The sequence below is a fragment of the Nocardia glycosmidis genome, from assembly GCF_052545115.1.
On sequence record NZ_JBQWRH010000002.1, the window covers coordinates 212,276 to 231,133 of the forward strand.

The window sequence follows — 18,858 nt, forward strand, 5'->3', positions numbered from 1 at the left end:
CTTCCGATAAGTGGACTATGCCAGTTGCGGGCGAGCGGTGTCAACGGTGGAAATCGGCCGCTGAGCTGGCGGGATACTCGTGCTGGAAGATCCACTGGCCGCACGGGCGGACTACCGCGCAGAACTCGAGGACGCGGCCGTCCGCGTCGAGACAGAGGCGGTGCACGACCAGCACCACGGCCGGGGCCGGCAATGCCAGCTGCCGGCACTCGCCGGCGGTGGCCAGGCGGGCGCCGACGCGCTCGCGCACAACCGCCGCACCCCGCCCGGTGACGGACTCCAGGTAGCGCAGGGCCCCGCCGGCCAAGCGCTCGACGGCAAGCAGGCGGCTGGCGGATTCGGCGAACTCGCCGGGGTACCAGGACGTCATCAGCGTCCTGGAACCAGCGGAGCCGGCGCTCAACTCTTTTCGCATCACCGCACGTGCACACGGCGAACCGAGCGCCTCCGCGACCTCCGGCGGCGCCGCGACCACCGCCGCTTCGAGCACCGCGACCTCGTCGTCCTCGGCGACCGGCGATCCGTATCGTGGTGCGTTCTCCCGCATCAGGGTGGTGGGCCGATCGGTGACATAGGTACCCGACCCTTGGCGGGACCGGACGAGTCCCTCCTGGCGCAACGTGTTCAGCGCCTTCGCCGCGGTGGGTCGCGCGACCTTCCATCGAGCGGCGAGCTCGCGCTCGGAGGGGACCTCGGCACCGGGAGCCAGCTCGCCGCGCTCGATCAGATCGCGTAGCTGCGCCGAGATCTGCAGGTATTTCGGGAGTACGTTGTGCGGGGGTACGCAGTCGATTTCGGTCATTATTCGCCTCCCCTTGCCCGCGGACCGTCGGCCAGTCTAACAACGGGCTCGCGCACTCTCCGGAGTCCGCACCGAGGCGGTCCGCCCCGCGATATCGAGCGGTAGAGTGCGAGTCCAGCACAGCGCGGTACGGACAGGACCGAGCGGAAGGGAACTTCCTGATGGCAGTACCCGACACCGGACAGGGGATGGCGCGAAAGCTGTACGCGGCGGCCATCGGCGAGGGCGGGAGCGAACCATTCGAGCTGGACACCGCGGTCGCGGAAAATCTTGCCGCGGCATGCGACAAGCTGGTCGACGAGCTACGTCACGCCATGGACGGCGGACAACTCGCGACGGATGTGACGGGCTTCCCGGACCTGCCGACCGGACACGCTCTGACCCGCGGCTTCGCCGATAAGGGCCGGCAATACCTGGACACGCTGGCAGCGTTCCAGGAAACGGCGCTGCTGTTCAAAGCCGCGTATCTGGCGGCGGCCAACCGGCTGGCCGACGCCGAGGCGGCGAATCGGGCGGCGCTGCGGTTGATCACCGAGTACCTGGAACCCCGGTGAGCGCACGCCGGCGCGCCGGGACGGACTGAGGGGACGATCGTGGCAGATCCCGCAGCACGCGCGAGCGCCGACGACATCCGGCAGCAACTGTCCGAGTTCTCCAGCGGAGCAACCGATCCCGTATACGCGCCGGACCGGGAACTGTTCGGCGCCTACACCCACCAGCAGCTCTGGGATCTGGTACACGAGGCGCTCGACCCGGCGGCGCTGGGCCGGACGGCCGCGGCGTGGCAGGCCAACGCCCGAGCGGTAGCCGAGGCGTTCCAAGCCTTTTCCGATGCCACCAACCGGGAGTTCGCGCGCTGGACCGGCCGAACCGCCGCCGCCGCGGTGACCGCGACCAGGCAGTTCGTCGGCGTGGGCGAGGAAGCGCACGAGGTGTGCCGGGCAGTCGCGCACCTGATGGAGTTGAATAGTGACGCCGCGCAAACAGTCCGGGGCGCGATCGCGCCGCCCCTGCGGTACGAGCCGCTGGCGGATCCGGCCGCCGAAGCGGTTTACGGTGGAAAACGTAGGATGGAACACGATAGTGCGGCGGCAGACACCGAAGCGGACGTCCGGGATACGATGACGTACGTCTACACCCCGACGATGCCCGCTACCGGCGATCGCGTTCCGCAATTCCCTCAGCCACAGCAACCCCCGGCGGGCAATGGCCGCCGCGCCGATCCCAGCGCCGCTGGTGAAGGCGGCGTGCCGTGAAATGGGTGCTCAGCCCGGACGAATTCACGCATGTCTGGACAAACGAGACAAACCTGGACCGTAGGCCCTACCCGGTCAACATGGTTCCCGCCGCCACGGTTCGCACCGAATCCGAATATCGCGCATTGCGTTTGCCGCAGCGTTTCGCCCGACAAGCCGATCCCGACCTGGCTGCCGCGCTGATGCTGTGCGCGCGCAACGACGCCACCACCATCACCGTCTCCGGCGAACGCGGCGCCGGTGCGCGCGACGGAAACGCCGGGGAAGCCGAACGGATTCTCGCGTTCGCCGCGGTGGTGCACAACCACGCGGGCATCCTGGTCGCGGGCCCGGACAAGGTGACCGTGCTGATGTGCCATGCCCGCGCCGTGGGCGAGCGTCTGGTGCAGATCATCGGTTCCGCGGGCGCCGGGCGACTCGCCCCGCTGCGCGAACCCCAAGACGCGGTGCTGGGCCCTGATCGCGCGGAGCCATTCGGCACCAACGGTCATCGCGGCGCGGCGCGATTTCGCCAGACGCTGCGCAAACCGGTCGACGGACGCGGCTTCATCACGGTGACGGTGCAGCCCGACAATCCGATGTCTCCGCCGACCCGCCACCGCACCTGGCTGGACATCACCGGCGACGGCCGCTACCTGCTCACCACCGCACACGATCTCATCCTCACCCCGGTGTCGGATGCGGAATTCGCCGCACAATTGCTGCGCCTGGCACACGTCTGAAAGTCGAGGCCGAGCGGACAGCCGGTCCAGTTCTCGCCGGAACGCCCGAGACGGCGTGGTTAGCTGTAGACCATGGCCGAGCAGTGGACGGTGGCGGTTACCGAAGCACTGAAAGCCGATGGATTGCGGATAGCCGACCTCGACACGTCGGCGCGGCCGGGATTCACCGGCGACAAGCAGGCGGGCCTCGAGTTGCTCGCGCAACGAAGCCAGGTGCTGTCGGAGCTCCAGGAGAAGTTGTACGCGAACGGCCGATCCGGCTACCGGCGCAGCGTGCTGCTGGTGTTGCAGGGGATGGATACCGCGGGCAAAGGCGGCATCGTGCGGCACGTGATCGGTTCGGTGGACCCGCAGGGTGTCGACCACGCCGCATTCGGCGTGCCGACCCCGGAGGAGAAGCGTCATCACTTCCTGTGGCGCATCCGCAAAGCGCTGCCGCGTGCGGGTCAGCTCGGCGTGTTCGATCGCTCCCATTACGAGGACGTGCTCGTGGTGCGGGTGCACAATCTGGTGCCGCGTGCGGAATGGGAGCCGCGCTACGACGAGATCAACGCGTTCGAGCGGGAACTCGTGGACGAGGGCACCGTGCTGGTGAAGGTCGCGATGTTCGTGTCGCTGGACGAACAGAAGAGGCGGCTCGCCGAGCGGCTGGAACGCCCGGACAAATACTGGAAATTCAACCCGGCCGACATCGACGAGCGCGCGTTCTGGCCTGCCTATCAGCAGGCATATCAGGCGATGCTGGACCGCACGTCCACCGCGGACGCGCCGTGGTATGTGCTGCCCGCCGATCGCAAATGGTTCTCCCGGCTCGCGGTGACCGAACTGCTCATCGACGCCCTGCAGCGGCTGCAACTCGACTGGCCCGCAGCGCAATTCGACGTCGATGCGCAGAAACGCCGACTCGCGCAGGCGTAGCGCTCGGCCGCGGAACCCCGAGCCGGACCTGCTCGGCCACCAAGCGCTCCGAACGCGACCGGGGCGGGTACGTCGGCGGTGGTCTGCCGACAACGGCGTCCGTATTCCGCCTCGGCCGGTCGGATGCCGGCTTCGGCGACCGCGTGCACGTCATCGCCGACAGCCGCTCCGGGCGCGTGAGCTGCAGTGCGTTCGGTGGCGAGGCGGGCATCGGCGGCTGGGCCGGTGACCCGAGCGGCACGAAACAGGCGCGTTGGCGGCCGTGCCGGGGTGGACGATGCAGTCCCGGTGCGGCAGATATACGGCGCGGGATAAAGGAGAGGCGGATTTTCTGTGATCCCGGGAACCGAAGCGGGCCCGGCTGCGTCAATAACAGTGACGGACCACACGACGATGGCGAGGCAGTCTGCCCGGATCGGGCGGGACTGCTGTGATGTCAGAGGGCGAACAACGGAGGGGCGATGGCGACCGAGGTGCCGCGGCCTGCGTTTACGGCGGAGTTACTCGCCGACCTACACGCCGGGAACCTGAGCCCACAGCAACGTGAGCGGGTGTGGGCCGCGGTCTCGCACGACCCGCAGGCGCTGCGGTTGCTGCGGTCACTCGACGAAGTCAGCGCCGAGCTACGTGCCCTGGGCCGCGACGAGCGCATCGTCCACCCCATGCCCGCCGATGTCTCCGCCCGGCTCGCCCGGTTTCTCGACGAATTGGAGCCCACCCAGGGCACCGCCGCGCAGGACACCACGATCCCGTCCCCCGCGCCGACCGTCGAACCCGAACGCCGACCGGCGGTTTCCGCCACCGCGCCGCCTGCGCCGGTCACGCTCGCCGAGCGCCGCCACCGGCGCGGCCGGGTGCGCTGGGCGGCCGCGGCAGCCGCGGCGATTCTCGCCGTCACCGCCGTCGGCGTGGTTGCCTCGATGACGCGCGGCGGAGACGATCCCGCGCCCATCGCCCACCCCACCACGGGGACCGACCAGCTCGGCGCGGATCTCACCGTCGCCACCGCGCTCTCCGCACTCGGCCGCCGCACCGTCACCGGCGCGCTGGCCGACCCTGCGGCACTGACCAGCTGCGTGCAGGCCAACGGACTCGACCGCACCGTCCTCGGCTCCACCGACATCACCTTCCAGGGCCGCAACGCTGTCCTCATCCTGCTCACCGGCCCCCACCCACCCACCATCACCGCCCTGGTCGTCGGAACCGGCTGCGACACCGGAGATCCACAACGCCGGGCAGTGCGCGACATCGGCTGACCGGTCAGCCGGATAGCCGACTGCGGGTTCAGCGGCGCCGGGGAAGCGGGTCACATTTCGGGAACTCTCAGGTGGACCGACGATGATGGCGGCGGCAACCCGGGCACGCCCAGGCGTGGCCGGCGCATTTACCATCGTGGCGGGCAGGAACCGTCCGGCGAACGAAAGGCGTGGTGAGCGCACGGTGAGCAAAAACCAGGGTGGGAAGTCGAACCCGCTGCTGGCGGCGGAACGCGCCGACCGCAACCGCAAGATCGTGACCCAGGTGGTGGTCGGCGCCGTGCTCGTCGGGCTGATCGCGGCCATCGGCATCGGCATCGCGGTCAAGCAGGCCCGCAAGAACGAACCCGGCCCCAGCCCATCGATCGCCGCGACCGGGAATCCGAACTCCGGCGGCGCTCCCGGCTCGATCACCGACAACGGCGCGGTCCGCATCGGCAAGCCGGACGCGAAGGTCACCGTACGGGTCGTCGCCGACCTACAGTGTCCCGCGTGTAAGGCCTTCGAGGCGGCCAACGGTCAGGTCCTCGAAGACGCGGTGCACGACGGCACCGCGGTCGTCGAGTACAACGTGATCGCGTTCCTGGACAAGGCGTCCACCACGCGGTATTCCTCGCGCGCGGCGAACGCCTCCTACTGCGTCGCCCAGGCCGACCCGACGAAATACCAGGCCTGGCTGAAGACGATGTTCGCGCAGCAGCCACCGGAGGGCGGTGCGGGCCTGACCGACGACCAGCTGATCCAGATCGCCAAGAGCGCGGGCTACACCGACGACGCGACCGCCGAGTGCATCTCCGAGCACACCTACGACAAGTACATCCAGGACCGGACCAAGGACGTACTGAACAGCGGCATCACGGCGACCCCCTCGGTCTTCGTCAACGGCAAGAAGATCGAGTCGGGCCAGGAGCTCGGCACTCCCGGCGGTCTCGCGCCCGCGATCCGCGCCGCCGCGGGCCAATGAGCGCCGCGGGGCCGCGGTCGGCCTGGATCCTGCTGATCGGCGGACTCGCCGGCTGGCTGGCCGCGGTGGCGCTGACCGTGGAACGATTCAAGCTGTTCACCGAGCCCGGCTACACCCCTTCGTGCAGCATCAACCCGATTCTGTCCTGCGGTTCGGTCATGGTGACCGATCAGGCCGCGGTGTTCGGTTTCCCGAACCCACTGATCGGCATCGTCGGCTTCTCCGTTGTGGTCACTCTCGGCGTGCTGTCGGTGGCCGGGGTGGGTTTCCCGCGCTGGATCTGGGGCGGGTTGTGGCTCGGCACCGTGCTGGGCGTCGTTTTCGTCTGCTGGCTGATCTTCGAAAGCCTGTACCGGATCAACGCACTGTGCCCGTACTGCATGGTGGTCTGGGCGGTCATCACACCGTTGCTCGCGGTGAGCACGGACCAGTTGTGGGGGCGCTCCAGCGGGCCGCTCGGCGTGCTCGCCGAGTGGCGCTGGACCCTCGTCGCGGTGTTCTACGCGGTCGTACTGCTGCTGGTGTTCCTGCGTTTCCAGGACTACTGGCTGTCGCTGGTCTGACCCCGCCGGATCAGTTCGGCGGACCCGCGCTCAGCACGACCGGGATCGTGTGCACCCCGTGTGCGCCGCTGACGCCCACTTGGACAGTGTCGTTCGGTTTACGGGTGTTCAGCGCGACGCGCAGGGATTGGACGCTGGTGACGGCGCGATCGTCGACCGAGGTGATCACGTCGCCCGCGCTCAGCCCGGCGGCGTGCGCGGGCATACCGTAGATCGCCACGTCCACGCGAGCGCCCGTGCCGGTGGGTAACGCGTTGGAGATCAGCACACCGAGGGTGGCCGTCGGGCCGATATGCACCGTGTCGGTCGGGGTCCCGGATCGAATCTGCTGGACCACTCGCATCGCCGCGTCGATCGGCACCGCGTACCCGTTCGGCGGGCGGCCCTGGGCGTGCTCCGGGTCGCCCGACGCCGCCGCGATGACCCCGACCACAGACGCGTTCCGATCGACCAGCGCGCCGCCGGACTCTCCGGCGGTAACCTCCGCGGCGACCTCCAGCATGCCGCTGAGCGCTTTGCGGGACAGATCGGCGACGTTGACCGCCACAATATCGCTGTCCAGGTTGGTGAGCGGGCCGTGCACCGCCGTCGGTGTGCCGCCGGTCCCGCCCGCGTTGCCGATCGCCAGGACCGGTTGACGCAGTCGCAAACCGGCCGAACTCCCGATCGCGGCGGTCGGCAGGTCAGCCGCGGGCAGGTCGAGCAGCGCGATGTCGGCACCGGAGTCGTAGCCGAGCACCACGGCGTCGTAGGCCTTCCCGTTGCCGACGTCGGTGACGGTCACACTGTCGGCGCCCATGACCACGTGATGGCTGGTGAGCACTTCGCCATCGGCGGTGAGGACGATGCCGGAGCCTGCCGCGCCGGGTCCGGAGACCTTGGTGGAGGTGTTGATGTTGACCAGTGCCGGTCGCACGGCCGCCGCGACGAACGCGGGGTCCATCGGCTCGAGTGGCGCAGGCCGCACGGAGGCCGCGGTCCCCACGGGATCGGGGTAGTTCCGGGCGGTCAGCTCACCGCGATATCCGAGGAACGCGGCCACGGTGAGCACGAAGGCGACCACCATGACGAGCGCACGCCCGCTCGCCGATCCGCGACGCGCGGTGATCTGCTGTCGTCTGTCGTCCATGGCTCTCCCGCCTCGGCCGAACCGCTGATCGATTCTATTGTCGCCGCAGATCCGGGCAAAGATCACCGAACCGGCACCTCGGCCGGAAAAATGGTTGTGACCAAGTCGTTCACCTGTCACAGTTGGCAACCGCACCCATGCGGCGGTAGGCATGTATCCATGAGTACCGCCGCCGCCTACGCCCTGACCGCCCCTGACGGCGCGTTCGAGAAAGTCACGATCGAGCGCAGAGGACTCGGGCCGCGCGACGTGCTGATCGACATCAAGTACGTGGGCATCTGTCACTCCGACATCCACACCGCGCGCGGGGAGTGGGGCGGAACCCGGTACCCGTGCGTGCCGGGGCACGAGATCGCGGGCACGGTCGCCGCGGTCGGATCAGCGGTGACGAAGCACCGGGTCGGCGACCGGGTAGGCGTCGGCTGCCTGGTCGACTCCTGCGGCGTCTGCGCGCCGTGCCTCGCCGACGAGGAGCAGTACTGCACCGCCGGCGCGACGGGGACCTACAACACCCCGGTCGATGCGGCACTGCAGCCCGGCGGCTACACCCTCGGTGGTTACTCCACCCAGATCGTCGTCACCGAGAACTTCGTGGTGCAGATTCCCGAGGGGATCGGGCTGGATGTCGCCGCGCCACTGCTGTGCGCGGGTATCACGCTGTACTCGCCGCTGCGGCACTGGAATGCCGGGCCGGGCAAGAAAGTCGCGATCATCGGGATGGGCGGGCTCGGGCATGTGGGCGTGAAGATCGCCGCGGCATTGGGCGCCGAGGTCACCGTGCTCAGTCACACGCTGAGTAAGCAGGGCGACGGCAAGCTCTTCGGCGCGAGCGGCTACTACGCGACCAGCGACGAGCAGACCTTCCGCGACCTGCGTGGGCGGTTCGACCTGATCCTCAACACGGTCTCGGCGCAGCTGCCGCTGGACGACTATCTGCGCCTGTTGAACTTGGACGGCACCCTGGTGATCCTGGGTCTGCCGGAGCACCCGTTGCAGGTCAAGCCGTTCACCCTCGCCGGGTACCGGCGCTCGCTGGCCGGCTCGGCGATCGGCGGTATCGCGCAGACCCAGGAGATGCTGAACTTCTGCGCCGAACACGGCATCGGCGCCGAGATCGAGCTGATCTCCGCCGACGAGATCGACGGCGCCTACGACCGCGTGGTGGCCAGCGACGTGCGGTATCGGTTCGTCATCGACGTCGCCACCATGTGACCCGTCTCGCCCCACCGGCGCGGCCAGGCGGTGTGGGGCCGCGAACCGGTCGCGACGTGGGTACGTTGACTATGTGTCTGCGCAGGACAAGGACGAGACAACACAAGCCGCCGAACCCGCCAACGGCGGCACCCGAATGCCGCAGTGGTTGCCGCGCGCGTTCTTGCTCGCCGCGGCGACCATCGCGGGACTGCTGGCAGCGTTCTGGGTGCTGCAGCGCTTGCAGGGCCTGCTGACGGTGCTGCTGGTCTCGCTGTTCCTCGCGTTCGCCATCGAACCCGCGGTGAACTGGCTGGCCCGGCGCGGGATGCGCCGCGGCCCCGCCACCGGACTGGTGTTCCTCGCCTTGACCGCTCTGCTCGTCGCCTTCCTGTGGACCCTCGGCGCGCTGCTGGTGGACCAGGTCACCACGTTGGTGCAGCACGCGCCGGAGTACGCCGACCGGGGGGTGGAATGGATCAACCGCACCTTCCATACCGACCTGTCCGGCACCGACATCCAGAAGTACGCCACCGAATGGAGCTCGAGCCTGGAGGGCTACCTCACCGGGTTGGCGGGCAACGTCTGGGGCATCGGCACCGCGGCGATCGGCGCGATCTTCCAGGTCCTCGGCATCCTGCTGTTCACCTACTACTTCGCCGCCGACGGCCCCCGCATCCGCAATGCGGTCTGCTCGCTGCTGGCACCGCGACATCAGCGACATGTGTTGCGCGCCTGGGACATCGCGGTGGAGAAGACCGGCGGCTACATCTACTCGCGCGGACTGCTCGCGCTCATCTCGACGCTCGCGCACTACGTCATGCTGCGGGTGCTGGACGTTCCGTCGGCGTTCGCTTTGGCGCTGTGGGTGGGCGTCGTCTCCCAGTTCATCCCCACGGTCGGCACGTATCTCGCCGGTGCGTTGCCAGTGATCGTCGGATTGGTGCACGGCCCGACCACGGCGCTGTGGATTCTCGGATTCATCGTGCTCTATCAACAATTCGAGAACTATGTCCTGCAACCGCGCATCACCGCGAGCACGCTGGACATGCACCCCGCCGTCGCGTTCGGCGCGGTGCTGGCGGGCGCGGCGCTGCTCGGCGCGACCGGCGCACTGCTCGCCATCCCCGTCACCGCGACGGTACAGGCATTCTCCAGCGCCTACATCCGTCGCTACGGAGTGGAGACCGCCGACGAAACCGGGCCGGGTCAGCCGGGTCGTCGGCGGCCACCGAAGCGGCGCCGACCGTGGGCCAGGCAGTTGCCCCTGCGCTTCGCACGTGCCGATCCCCCACCCACGGAGTGAACGGGCAGCTGCGGCGCGGTCGGCCGGGGTGAGCGTGGCGCTGCTGCCCGACATTCGCGTCGCCGCGGCGGCCACGACGGAAAAGGGCTCCGTCGCCGATGCCGCCACCGAGTTGCTCGCGACACTCAGCTCGCTGACCGCGGCCGGCGGGTGATCGCACGCAGCATCCGCCGCGACCGGCGCTCGGCGAGTTCGTCCGGCAGCGGCAGATGTATCCGACCTGCTCGCACACGGCCGGAGCGAAAACGCTGATACGCCTGGCTCATTCGGCGGGGTCGGCGGATTCGACCCTTCTGCGCACTCGGTGCGCCGCGGCGACCAGGTTGCGCAGCGACGGCTCTAGCTGCCAATAGTGCCGAGTCTTCAGGCCGCCGTCCGGGTTGGCCCACAATCGGTGCGGCGTCACCGCTTCCGCTGCCGCGGCGAGCAATTCGTCCAGCTCGTCGATGTCCGGAATGCGCGCGGACCGGCTCTCGTACACGCCGGGGCCGACGCCGTGGCTGAGCCCGTACCCGGAAGCGCAGTCCTCCTTCAGCGCCCGCAGCACCCACTCGATGGAGCGGGTCGCCACGATCGCGGTCACGTCGGCGTCGAGTTGCTCGATCGCCTCGACCACCTCGGCGCGGCCGGAATAGCCGATGTGCGTGTGGATCTGGGTCTCAGCCCGCACCCCGGAGGTCGCCAGCCGAAACGCGCCGATTGCCCAGCGCAGGTATTCCGCCCTGCCCTCCGGGCGCAGCGGCAGCATCTCCCGAATCGCGGGCTCGTCGACCTGGATGATCGAGATGCCTGCTTTCTCCAAGTCCACCACCTCGTCGCGAACCGCCAGCGCCACCTGGTCGGCGGTCTCGTGCAGCGGCTGATCCTGCCGGACAAAGGAGCGCGCGATCATGGTGACCGGCCCGGTCACCATGCCCTTGACCGGCTTGTCGGTGAGCGACTGCGCATAGCTGATCCACTCCACCGACATCGGCGCGGGCCGTGACACGTCACCGTAGAGGACCGGCGGCCGCACGCACCGCGATCCGTACACCTGAACCCAGCCGAAATGGGTGGTCGCGAAACCGTCGAGCAACTCGGCGAAGTACTGGACCATGTCATTGCGCTCGTGCTCGCCGTGCACCAGCACATCCAGGCCGATGTCCTCCTGGAACCGGATCGTCGCCTCGATCTCGGCCTCGATCCGCTTGCGGTATTCCTCGTAGGACAACCGGCCGGCACCGAGTTCGTGGCGCGCCTGGCGGATTCCCGTGGTCTGCGGGAAGGAGCCGAGCGTGGTCGTCGGCACCAGCGGCAGGTTCAGCTTCCGCTGCTGCGCTTCCCGGCGCACCGCATAGGGCTCGCGCGAGCGCATGTCCGAAGTGATCGCGTACACCCGCTGCCGCACCGCGTGCTTCTGCTTGAAATGCACCTCGGTCGGCCGCTTGCGCCACTTCTCCGACGCACCCTCGGTGAGCGCCTTGGCGAGCGAAACCACTTCGCCCACCTTCTGTTTCGCGAAGGCGAGCCGGTCGGCCACATGGCCCTCGATGTCATATTCGATGAGCAGGTCGTAGGGCACGTGCAGCAGCGTGGTCCCGGTCGAGACCACCAGGTCCGGGCACACCTGAGCAAGCTCGCCGAGGTATTCCAGCGTCACATAACGGTCGGCTCGCCACACGTTGCGGCCACTGATCACGCCCGCGTACAGGCGCTTGCGCCGCATCCCGGGCACCTTCGCCAGGTCCTCCGGACGAATCCGATGACTCGCCAGATCGAGGCCGATCGCCTCGACGCTGGTACCGGCCAGGATCGTCAACGCCGCACCGAAGTCCCCGTACTGCCCGGTGACCAGGATGCGCGGACGCAGCGGCGCTGTGGACAGCCGCTGATAGGCGGCTTCGAACGCGGCCAGCTCGGCAGGCGTGCGTTCGCTGGTGAACGCGGGCTCATCCAGCTGCACACAGGTGGAGCCACGCTTGGCGAGAATCTCGAAGAGTTCCTCGTAGACGGGCAGCAATTTGTCCAGCAGGCTCAGCGTGTCGAATCCACCCGACTCACCAGGGATGTGCCCGGCCTTGGACAGCAGCAGCAACGACACCGGGCCGATGACTACGGGCCGTAGCTCGATGTCGTACTGCTTCGCCCGGTCGAATTCATCGAGCAGGGCCTGCGGATGCAGCGAGAACTCCGTATCGGCGTCCAGTTCCGGCTGGCGATAGTGGTAGTTCGTATCGAAGAACCGGACCAGCTCCAAGGGCGGCAGATCCGGGCGGCCGCGCGCCATCAAGAAGTAGAAATCCAGCGGGTGCATACCCTCGCGGTACGGTTCGAACCGCTTGGGCACGGCGCCGAACAGCAGTGCGTTGTCCAGCACGTGGTCGTAGAAGGAGAAGGTGTTGCCCGGCACCTGGGTCAGGCCGGTGGCGGCCAGCTCGTTGAACTGGGTCTGCTGGATCTCGCGCCCGACCGCCAGCAGCGCGTCGCGGTCGATCCCGCCGTGCCAGTAGGATTCCAGCGCCCGCTTGAGCTCGCGGTGCGGCCCGATCCTGGGATAGCCCAGGATGCTCGACCCATAGCCGTCGGTCACGTTCACCATGAGCGTGTTCCCTTTCGATCACCTGGGCGGTATGCCCCGGATACCCGGCCGAGCCGTTGCCACGACCCGGCCTTCTCGCAGCTTTTACCGATAGTTGCCACAGGTCGAGCATCACCGGTTTCCGGCTGGTTCAACCGCCCGATCTTCGCCATCCCGGACCCGCCGAGTAGAAGTCATACGAGCACCGTTCGCCCCGCCTCGCACCCGAGCGACCGAAGCACATGCGCCACCCGTCGGGTGCGAGTCTTACGAGCACCCGTTCGCGGCCCGTCTCGAGTCCGAGTGACCGAAGCGCATGCGCCGAAGGCGCGAGTCTCGGTCGCTCGGACGCGAGACTTCCCGGGGCCGCGAACCCGCAGCGCCGCAGGCGCTGCCAAACAAACACAGCAAATCAAGCACGGTATTCGTAGAAGCCCGCTCCGGTCTTCTTGCCCAGCAGCCCGGCCTCGACCATCCGCATGAGCAGCGGCGGTGCCGAGTACAGCGGCTCCTTGAACTCCGCGTACATCGAGTCGGCGATGGACTTGACGGTGTCCAGGCCGACCAGGTCGGTCAGCGCCAGCGGGCCCATCGGATGGGCACAGCCGAGCACCATGGCCTTGTCGACGTCTTCCTTGGTGGCGTAGCCGGATTCGACCATGCGGATGGCCGACAGGAGATACGGCACCAGCAGCGCGTTGACCACGAAGCCGGAACGGTCGGCCGAACGCACCACCTGCTTGCCGAGCACCTCACCGGCGAACGCCTCGGCCCGCGCCGAGACCGACTCGGTGGTCTTGAGCGTGGTGACCAGCTCGACCAGCGGCAGCACCGGGACCGGGTTGAAGAAGTGCATGCCGACCACGCGCTCGGGATTCGCCGTGGCGACCGCGATCTTCATGATCGGGATCGACGAGGTGTTGGAGGCCAGCACCGCGGACGGGTCGGTGACGACCTTGTCGAGTTCGGCGAAGATGCCGGTCTTCACCTTCTCGTCCTCCAGCACCGCCTCGACGACCAGCTGGCGGTCGGCGAAGTCGTCGAGGTCGGAGGTGAAGCGCAGCCGCCACGCGGCCTGTTCGCGTTCGCGCTCGGTGATCTTGCCGCTGCTCACGCCGCGATCCAGGGACCGCAGGATGCGGGCGCGGCCCGCTGCGGCCAGTTCCCGGGTCTGCTCGTACACCAGCACGTCGACGTGCGCACGTGCGCACACCTCCGCGATTCCTGCGCCCATCTGTCCGGCGCCGATGATGCCGACACGTTGTATCTTTTCGCTGCTCACGTCCCGCTCCTGCTGGGTTGTCCGGTTCTGGGGTGGCTGGTCTGCGAAGGTGTCGCTCCGGTGTGAGCGAGCACGCTTCGCGGGGCCGAGGTATAAGGATGCCCTCCCCGCCAGGGCTGTTCAGCGGGGAGGGCGGTAGGTCCCGGCCCGGATCGAGGATGGTCGAGCCTAGTGAAACTGTCCCTCTTCGGTGGAGCCCTTCAGCGCGGCCGTCGAGGTGTTCGGGTCGACAGTGGTCGCGATCAGGTCGAAGTACCCGGCGCCGACCTCACGCTGGTGCTTGGTAGCGGTGTAGCCGCGCGCCTCGGCGGCGAACTCGCGCTCCTGCAGATCGACGTAGGCGGTCATGCCTTCGCGGGCGTAGCCGTAAGCCAGGTCGAACATGCCGTAGTTGAGCGAGTGGAAGCCGGCCAGGGTGATGAACTGGAACTTGAAGCCCATCGCGCCGAGTTCCTTCTGGAATTTCGCGATGGTCGCGTCGTCCAGGTGCGCCTTCCAGTTGAACGACGGCGAGCAGTTGTAGGCGAGCAGCTGGTCCGGGAACTCGCTGCGCACGGCCTCGGAGAATTTCTTGGCCAGCTCGAGGTCGGGGGTGCCGGTCTCCATCCAGATCAGGTCGGCGTACGGCGCGTAGGCCTTGGCGCGCGCGATGCAGGGCTCGATGCCGTTGCGGACGCCGTAGAAGCCCTCGGCGGTGCGGGTGCCGTCCAGGAACGGGCGGTCGCGCTCGTCGACGTCGGAGGTGATCAGGGTGGCGGCCTCGGCATCGGTGCGCGCGATGATCACCGATGGCACGTCGGCGACATCGGAGGCCAGCCGCGCGGAGGTCAGGGTGCGGATGTGCTGCTGGGTCGGGATCAGCACCTTGCCGCCCAGGTGGCCGCACTTCTTCTCGGACGCCAGCTGGTCCTCCCAGTGCACGCCCGCGGCGCCGGCCTGGATCATGGCCTTCTGCAGCTCGTAGGCGTTCAGCGCGCCACCGAAGCCGGCTTCGGCGTCGGCGACGATCGGGGCCAGCCAGTTGGCGACGGCGGTGTCGCCCTCGACCTTGGCGATCTCGTCGGCGCGCAGCAGCGCGTTGTTGATGCGGCGCACCACGGCCGGAACCGAGTTGGCCGGGTACAGCGACTGGTCGGGGTAGGTGTGGCCGGACAGGTTCGCGTCACCGGCGACCTGCCAACCCGACAGGTAGATGGCCTGCAGGCCGGCACGGACCTGCTGGACCGCCATGTTGCCGGTGAGGGCGCCGAGGGAGTTGATGTAGTCCTCGTTGTTGACGAGATCCCACAGGATCTCCGAACCACGGCGAGCGAGGGTGGCCTCCTCGACGACGGTGCCCTGGAGCTTGGACACCTGCTCCGCGGTGTAGTTACGGGTGACGCCCTTCCAGCGCGGGTTGGTGTCCCAATCCTGCTGGATTTCCGCAGCGGTCTTCGGGGTGCCGGCAGTCGACATCTGTGACTCCTCGTTCGGTCGATGCCGCCCGGTCGAGTGAGCACTCGAACTGCTGGAGCGGCAATTTGCAGGCTTGCTAGGGCCTTACTGGTTACCTCCACACGATGACACAGGGAGAAATGGCCGTCTACCTGTTGCTACTGTAAATCTCAGCTAGGTTTACCAAGCACTTTGCTAAGTCTGCAAAATTTGCCACCGAATCGCGAGGCCGCAATCTACCTGCGAGTAGCCCTGACATGGGGTTTTACCGTAACGCTCGTACTGTTAGCGATCGGCGGGCGGACCGGCCCGACCCGCACAGAGATTCCCGATTGTGAGCACCTTCACAAGTCGGCTGTCGCCCGCGCCACCCGAGGATCGGAAGGCCGAATCCTCGGCACCGCACCTGCCGAGCGGCAGCGAAAAACTGGTCGATCGGGTTCCAGGTGGCACGCGAGTGCGATGCCCGGGTGAGGTGGTGCGCCGGCACATCCCGCAGCCCAGTCCGCAGCTGTCCGGAATCCGGGCAGCAACTCGGCGAAGTCCGGGTTGCCTCGCGTGCGCAGTCGAGCGCGCCGAGTAGGGGCAAGAGTGCCGTAAATCGAACACGGCACCTCAGTCATCGAGACCCTTTTCCCGCATCGCGGCCCAGACCCGATCCGCGGTCATCGGCAAGCGGTCGAGACGGACGCCGACCGCGTCGCGGATCGCGTTGGCCAGTGCGGGCGCGACCGGGTTGTACGGGGATTCGCTCATCGATTTGGCGCCCAACGGTCCCAGCGCGTCGTTCGTGTCCGCGAAGTACACCTCGGTGCGTGGCACGTCGGCGAATTGCGGCACGTGATAGTGCCGCAAGGTCCGGGTGAGCACCACACCGTGGTCGCTGCGCATGTCCTCGTAGAGCGCGGTACCGATGGCCTGCGCGACACCGCCTTCCACCTGTCCGCGGCACTGCACCGGATTGAGTACCACGCCCGCGTCGGCGGCCTGGACCGATTGGAGGATGCGGACCGAGCCGGTGCCGGGGTGCACGGCCACACGGAAAGCGTGCACGTTGAAACTCACCGACCTCGGGCTGCCCCCGTGCTCGCCCCGCGCGGTGAGATCGCCGTCGGCCAGTAGTTCGGCCGCGCCGAGTAGCTGTTCGCCGCAGCGCACACCGCCGGAAATCAGCGCGCAGTCGTGCTCCGGAACACCCGACAGCTGCGCCGCCCTGACCAGCAGGATTGCGCGCAACGCGCTCGCGGCGGCGTACACCGCCTTCCCCGCGACCACGATGCCGGTCGAGCCGAACGCACCGGTGTCGTGCTCCACCAGATCGGTGTCGGCATGCCGGATCACGATGCGGGACAGGTCGGCGTCCAGCACGGCGGCGGCGAGCTGCGCGTGTACCGTCGTTGTGCCGTTGCCGAATTCGGCTGTGCCGACGCGGATCTCGTAGCGCCCGTCGGGTAGCAGCGACGCCGTCGCGGTGGATCGGTGCCCGCGCGGCGGGATAGTCGCGATCATCGCGGCGGCCATCCCGGTGCCGACGCGCCACTGCGGGCCGGGCGCGTGCACGTCGTTGCCGCGCAGCAACGCTCGTTCGGCAAGGTCGAGGCACTGGTCGAGGCCATAGCTACCGAACATCAAGTCGCTCGCGTCCACTTCGGACCCGACGAACCGGTCACCGGGCACCACGACGTTGCGGCGCCGGAATTCGAAGGGGTCCATGCCCAGCGCATGCGCGAGATCGTCCAGCGCCGATTCCACCGCGAAGATCACCTGGCCGAGACCGTAACCGCGGAACGCCCCGGACGGAACATTGTTGGTGTACACCGCCTGTGCGTCGACACGTTTGTTGGCGCAGCGGTAGAGCTCCACCGACTCGGCGACCCCGTGGTACATCACGCCACCGCTGTGGTTGCCGTAGGCCCCGGTGTCCGCCAGAACGTCGATGGCCAGTGCGGTCAGCACGCCGCGCACGTCGGCACCCGCCGTCACCGCGACCCGCATCGGGTGCCGGCAGGTCGCGGAGGTGAACTCCTCGGAGCGGGTGAACTCGTACTGCACCGGCCTGCCGGTCCGCAGCACGGCGAGCGCGATCAGGTCCTCGGCCAGCATCTCCTGCTTCGCGCCGAATCCGCCGCCGACCCTGGTCGCGAACACCCGTACCCGCTCGGGCGGCAGTCCGAAAACGCGGCACAGTTCGGCCCGCACCAGGAACGGAACCTGGGTGCTGCATCGGATGACCAGCCGGCCCGCGTCGTCCAGCCAGCCGACCCCGCCGTGTGTCTCCAGGTGCACATGCTGCCCGCGCGGTGAATGCCACACACCCTGGACGACCTGGGCAGCCGCGGCCAGTCCCCATGCAATGTCGCCCACCTCGCCGTGCAGTTCGGCGACCAGATTGCGATCGGGATCGGCGATGCGTGCCGAGCCGAGTTTGTCCCCGTGCAGTTTCGGCGCCTCGGGCCGCAGCGCCTCCTCGGGCTCGAACACCGCGGGCAGCAACTCGTAGTCGACGTGCAGCAGGCGCACCGCGGCGCGGGCGGTCGCAACATTCTCCGCCACCACCGCGGCCACCCGCTGCCCGGCGAAGCGCACGGTCCGGTCGAGCACGTAGGTGTCGTCGGGGTCGTCGGTCCGCAGCTCGTGCCGTGCGGTCGAGAACGCCACGTCCGGCGCGTCGGCGTAGGTGAGCACCGCGTGCACGCCGGGCAGCGCCTCGGCGGCCGCGGTGCGGATCGATCGGATTCGCGCGTGCGGGTACGGACTCGCCAGCACGGCGATCTGCAACGGGTCGGTCGGGGGCACGTCGCTCGTTCGCGTCCGGTCCGCCGCGGCGGAATCGGCGGCGAGCTCGTCCGCCCTGACGGGCGGCAGATCAAAGGTGAAGGGCTCGCTGCCGGTGACGATGCGTGGTCCGGCGAGGGCGCCGACTCCGGCGCCAGCGGCCGACGTCATGCTCTGGTCCGGCGCGATGGCGGCTGGATCGTCCGGCGCGAGCGGCTCACCCAGTGCCGCTCGAATCGCGCGGTACCCCGTGCAGCGGCACAGATTACCTTTCATCAATTCGTCGAGTTCGATGTCGTGTCCGCCCAGCGGTCCCGCCGGGGCGTAGCCCAGTCCCGCGGCGGTGACCACCATGCCCGCGGTGCAGAAACCACATTGGAAGCCCGCGTTGTCGATGAATCTGCGCTGCACGGCGTGCGGGTGCTCCGGCGTCCCGAGCCCGGCCGCCGTCGTGACGGATCGCCCGGCGGCACGGTAGGCGGGAAACACGCAGGAGTGCACCGTCATTCCGTCGACCAGCACCGAGCAGGCACCGCAATCGCCCGCGTCACATCCTTTCTTCACGGCCAGGTGGCCGCTCTCACGCAGGGCGGTGCGCAGACACTGCCCCGGTCGCGTCTCGAACTCGACCGGCTTGCCATCCACCTCGAACCGGATCAGGACACCCACCCCCGTCCTCGTCCGGCGGCCGCGCGATGGCCGC

General features: G+C 68.5%; 15 protein-coding genes. 9 read left to right on the forward strand and 6 right to left on the reverse strand.

The genetic code is table 11. The features are described 5' to 3' along the window. Nucleotides 1-40: 40 nt before the first annotated feature. Entirely contained in the window at nucleotides 41-802 is a 762-nt protein-coding gene (locus tag ACT86A_RS03460; protein WP_445090497.1) for a GntR family transcriptional regulator, read from the reverse strand. Between the two features lie 161 nt (nucleotides 803-963). Here ACT86A_RS03460 and ACT86A_RS03465 point away from each other — a divergent pair, with 161 nt between their 5' ends. From ACT86A_RS03465 to ACT86A_RS03495, 7 genes are all read left to right on the forward strand, one after another. Next, on the forward strand, nucleotides 964-1,356 hold the full coding sequence (locus ACT86A_RS03465; RefSeq protein ID WP_445090498.1) for a hypothetical protein: 393 nt from the start codon (nucleotides 964-966) through the stop codon (nucleotides 1,354-1,356). A 39-nt stretch (nucleotides 1,357-1,395) separates the two neighbouring features. Further along, a complete protein-coding gene (locus ACT86A_RS03470) occupies nucleotides 1,396-2,058 on the forward strand; it encodes a hypothetical protein (protein ID WP_445090499.1) in 663 nt (220 codons plus the stop codon). After that, a complete protein-coding gene (locus tag ACT86A_RS03475; protein WP_445090500.1) occupies nucleotides 2,055-2,780 on the forward strand; it encodes an ESX secretion-associated protein EspG in 726 nt (241 codons plus the stop codon). The genes ACT86A_RS03470 and ACT86A_RS03475 overlap by 4 nt, the downstream gene beginning before the upstream one ends. Nucleotides 2,781-2,852: 72 nt before the next feature. Beyond that, nucleotides 2,853-3,698 carry a polyphosphate kinase 2 family protein gene (locus ACT86A_RS03480; protein WP_445090501.1) on the forward strand — a complete coding sequence of 282 codons (846 nt, stop codon included), beginning with the start codon at nucleotides 2,853-2,855 and terminating at the stop codon, nucleotides 3,696-3,698. A 461-nt stretch (nucleotides 3,699-4,159) separates the two neighbouring features. Beyond that, nucleotides 4,160-4,954, forward strand: a complete 795-nt coding sequence (locus tag ACT86A_RS03485) for an RsmA family anti-sigma factor (protein ID WP_445090502.1) — start codon at nucleotides 4,160-4,162, stop codon at nucleotides 4,952-4,954. 184 nt (nucleotides 4,955-5,138) lie between these two features. Then, nucleotides 5,139-5,918: a DsbA family protein gene (locus tag ACT86A_RS03490; RefSeq protein WP_445090503.1), complete on the forward strand. Its 780-nt coding sequence runs from the start codon at nucleotides 5,139-5,141 to the stop codon at nucleotides 5,916-5,918. Further along, entirely contained in the window at nucleotides 5,915-6,481 is a 567-nt protein-coding gene (locus tag ACT86A_RS03495) for a vitamin K epoxide reductase family protein (RefSeq protein ID WP_445090504.1), read from the forward strand. The genes ACT86A_RS03490 and ACT86A_RS03495 overlap by 4 nt, the downstream gene beginning before the upstream one ends. A 10-nt stretch (nucleotides 6,482-6,491) precedes the next feature. Here ACT86A_RS03495 and ACT86A_RS03500 read toward each other — a convergent pair whose 3' ends face one another. Beyond that, on the reverse strand, nucleotides 6,492-7,610 hold the full coding sequence (locus ACT86A_RS03500; protein WP_445090505.1) for a S1C family serine protease: 1,119 nt from the start codon (nucleotides 7,608-7,610) through the stop codon (nucleotides 6,492-6,494). Nucleotides 7,611-7,769: 159 nt separating this feature from the next. Between ACT86A_RS03500 and ACT86A_RS03505 the strand changes: the two genes are divergently transcribed. Then, on the forward strand, nucleotides 7,770-8,822 hold the full coding sequence (locus tag ACT86A_RS03505; RefSeq protein WP_445090506.1) for an NAD(P)-dependent alcohol dehydrogenase: 1,053 nt from the start codon (nucleotides 7,770-7,772) through the stop codon (nucleotides 8,820-8,822). A gap of 73 nt (nucleotides 8,823-8,895) precedes the next feature. Then, nucleotides 8,896-10,107 (forward strand): AI-2E family transporter, encoded by a 1,212-nt coding sequence (locus ACT86A_RS03510; RefSeq protein WP_445090507.1) that lies wholly within the window; start codon nucleotides 8,896-8,898, stop codon nucleotides 10,105-10,107. A gap of 262 nt (nucleotides 10,108-10,369) precedes the next feature. On the opposite strand, the gene metE is transcribed toward ACT86A_RS03510, so the two are convergent. The 4 genes from metE to ACT86A_RS03530 form a co-directional block, all read right to left on the reverse strand. Then, entirely contained in the window at nucleotides 10,370-12,685 is a 2,316-nt protein-coding gene (gene metE, locus ACT86A_RS03515) for a 5-methyltetrahydropteroyltriglutamate--homocysteine S-methyltransferase (RefSeq protein ID WP_445090508.1), read from the reverse strand. Nucleotides 12,686-13,076: 391 nt separating this feature from the next. Next, the gene (locus tag ACT86A_RS03520; protein ID WP_445090509.1) at nucleotides 13,077-13,946 is read right to left on the reverse strand and encodes a 3-hydroxybutyryl-CoA dehydrogenase; all 870 of its coding nucleotides are present in this window, start codon (nucleotides 13,944-13,946) and stop codon (nucleotides 13,077-13,079) included. A gap of 168 nt (nucleotides 13,947-14,114) precedes the next feature. Further along, complete coding sequence (gene aceA, locus ACT86A_RS03525; protein ID WP_445090510.1) at nucleotides 14,115-15,401, reverse strand: isocitrate lyase; 1,287 nt, start codon at nucleotides 15,399-15,401, stop codon at nucleotides 14,115-14,117. Nucleotides 15,402-15,995: 594 nt separating this feature from the next. Further along, the gene (locus ACT86A_RS03530) at nucleotides 15,996-18,812 is read right to left on the reverse strand and encodes a molybdopterin-dependent oxidoreductase (protein ID WP_445090679.1); all 2,817 of its coding nucleotides are present in this window, start codon (nucleotides 18,810-18,812) and stop codon (nucleotides 15,996-15,998) included. Nucleotides 18,813-18,858 lie beyond the last annotated feature (46 nt).

Coding starts and splice junctions, on each gene's coding strand:
- ACT86A_RS03460 (WP_445090497.1), bottom strand. CDS start 802: ATGACCGAAATCGACTGCGTACCCCCGCACAACGTACTCCCGAAATAC.
- aceA (WP_445090510.1), bottom strand. CDS start 15,401: ATGTCGACTGCCGGCACCCCGAAGACCGCTGCGGAAATCCAGCAGGAT.
- ACT86A_RS03500 (WP_445090505.1), bottom strand. CDS start 7,610: ATGGACGACAGACGACAGCAGATCACCGCGCGTCGCGGATCGGCGAGC.
- ACT86A_RS03485 (WP_445090502.1), top strand. CDS start 4,160: ATGGCGACCGAGGTGCCGCGGCCTGCGTTTACGGCGGAGTTACTCGCC.
- ACT86A_RS03495 (WP_445090504.1), top strand. CDS start 5,915: ATGAGCGCCGCGGGGCCGCGGTCGGCCTGGATCCTGCTGATCGGCGGA.
- ACT86A_RS03465 (WP_445090498.1), top strand. CDS start 964: ATGGCAGTACCCGACACCGGACAGGGGATGGCGCGAAAGCTGTACGCG.
- ACT86A_RS03480 (WP_445090501.1), top strand. CDS start 2,853: ATGGCCGAGCAGTGGACGGTGGCGGTTACCGAAGCACTGAAAGCCGAT.
- ACT86A_RS03505 (WP_445090506.1), top strand. CDS start 7,770: ATGAGTACCGCCGCCGCCTACGCCCTGACCGCCCCTGACGGCGCGTTC.
- metE (WP_445090508.1), bottom strand. CDS start 12,685: ATGGTGAACGTGACCGACGGCTATGGGTCGAGCATCCTGGGCTATCCC.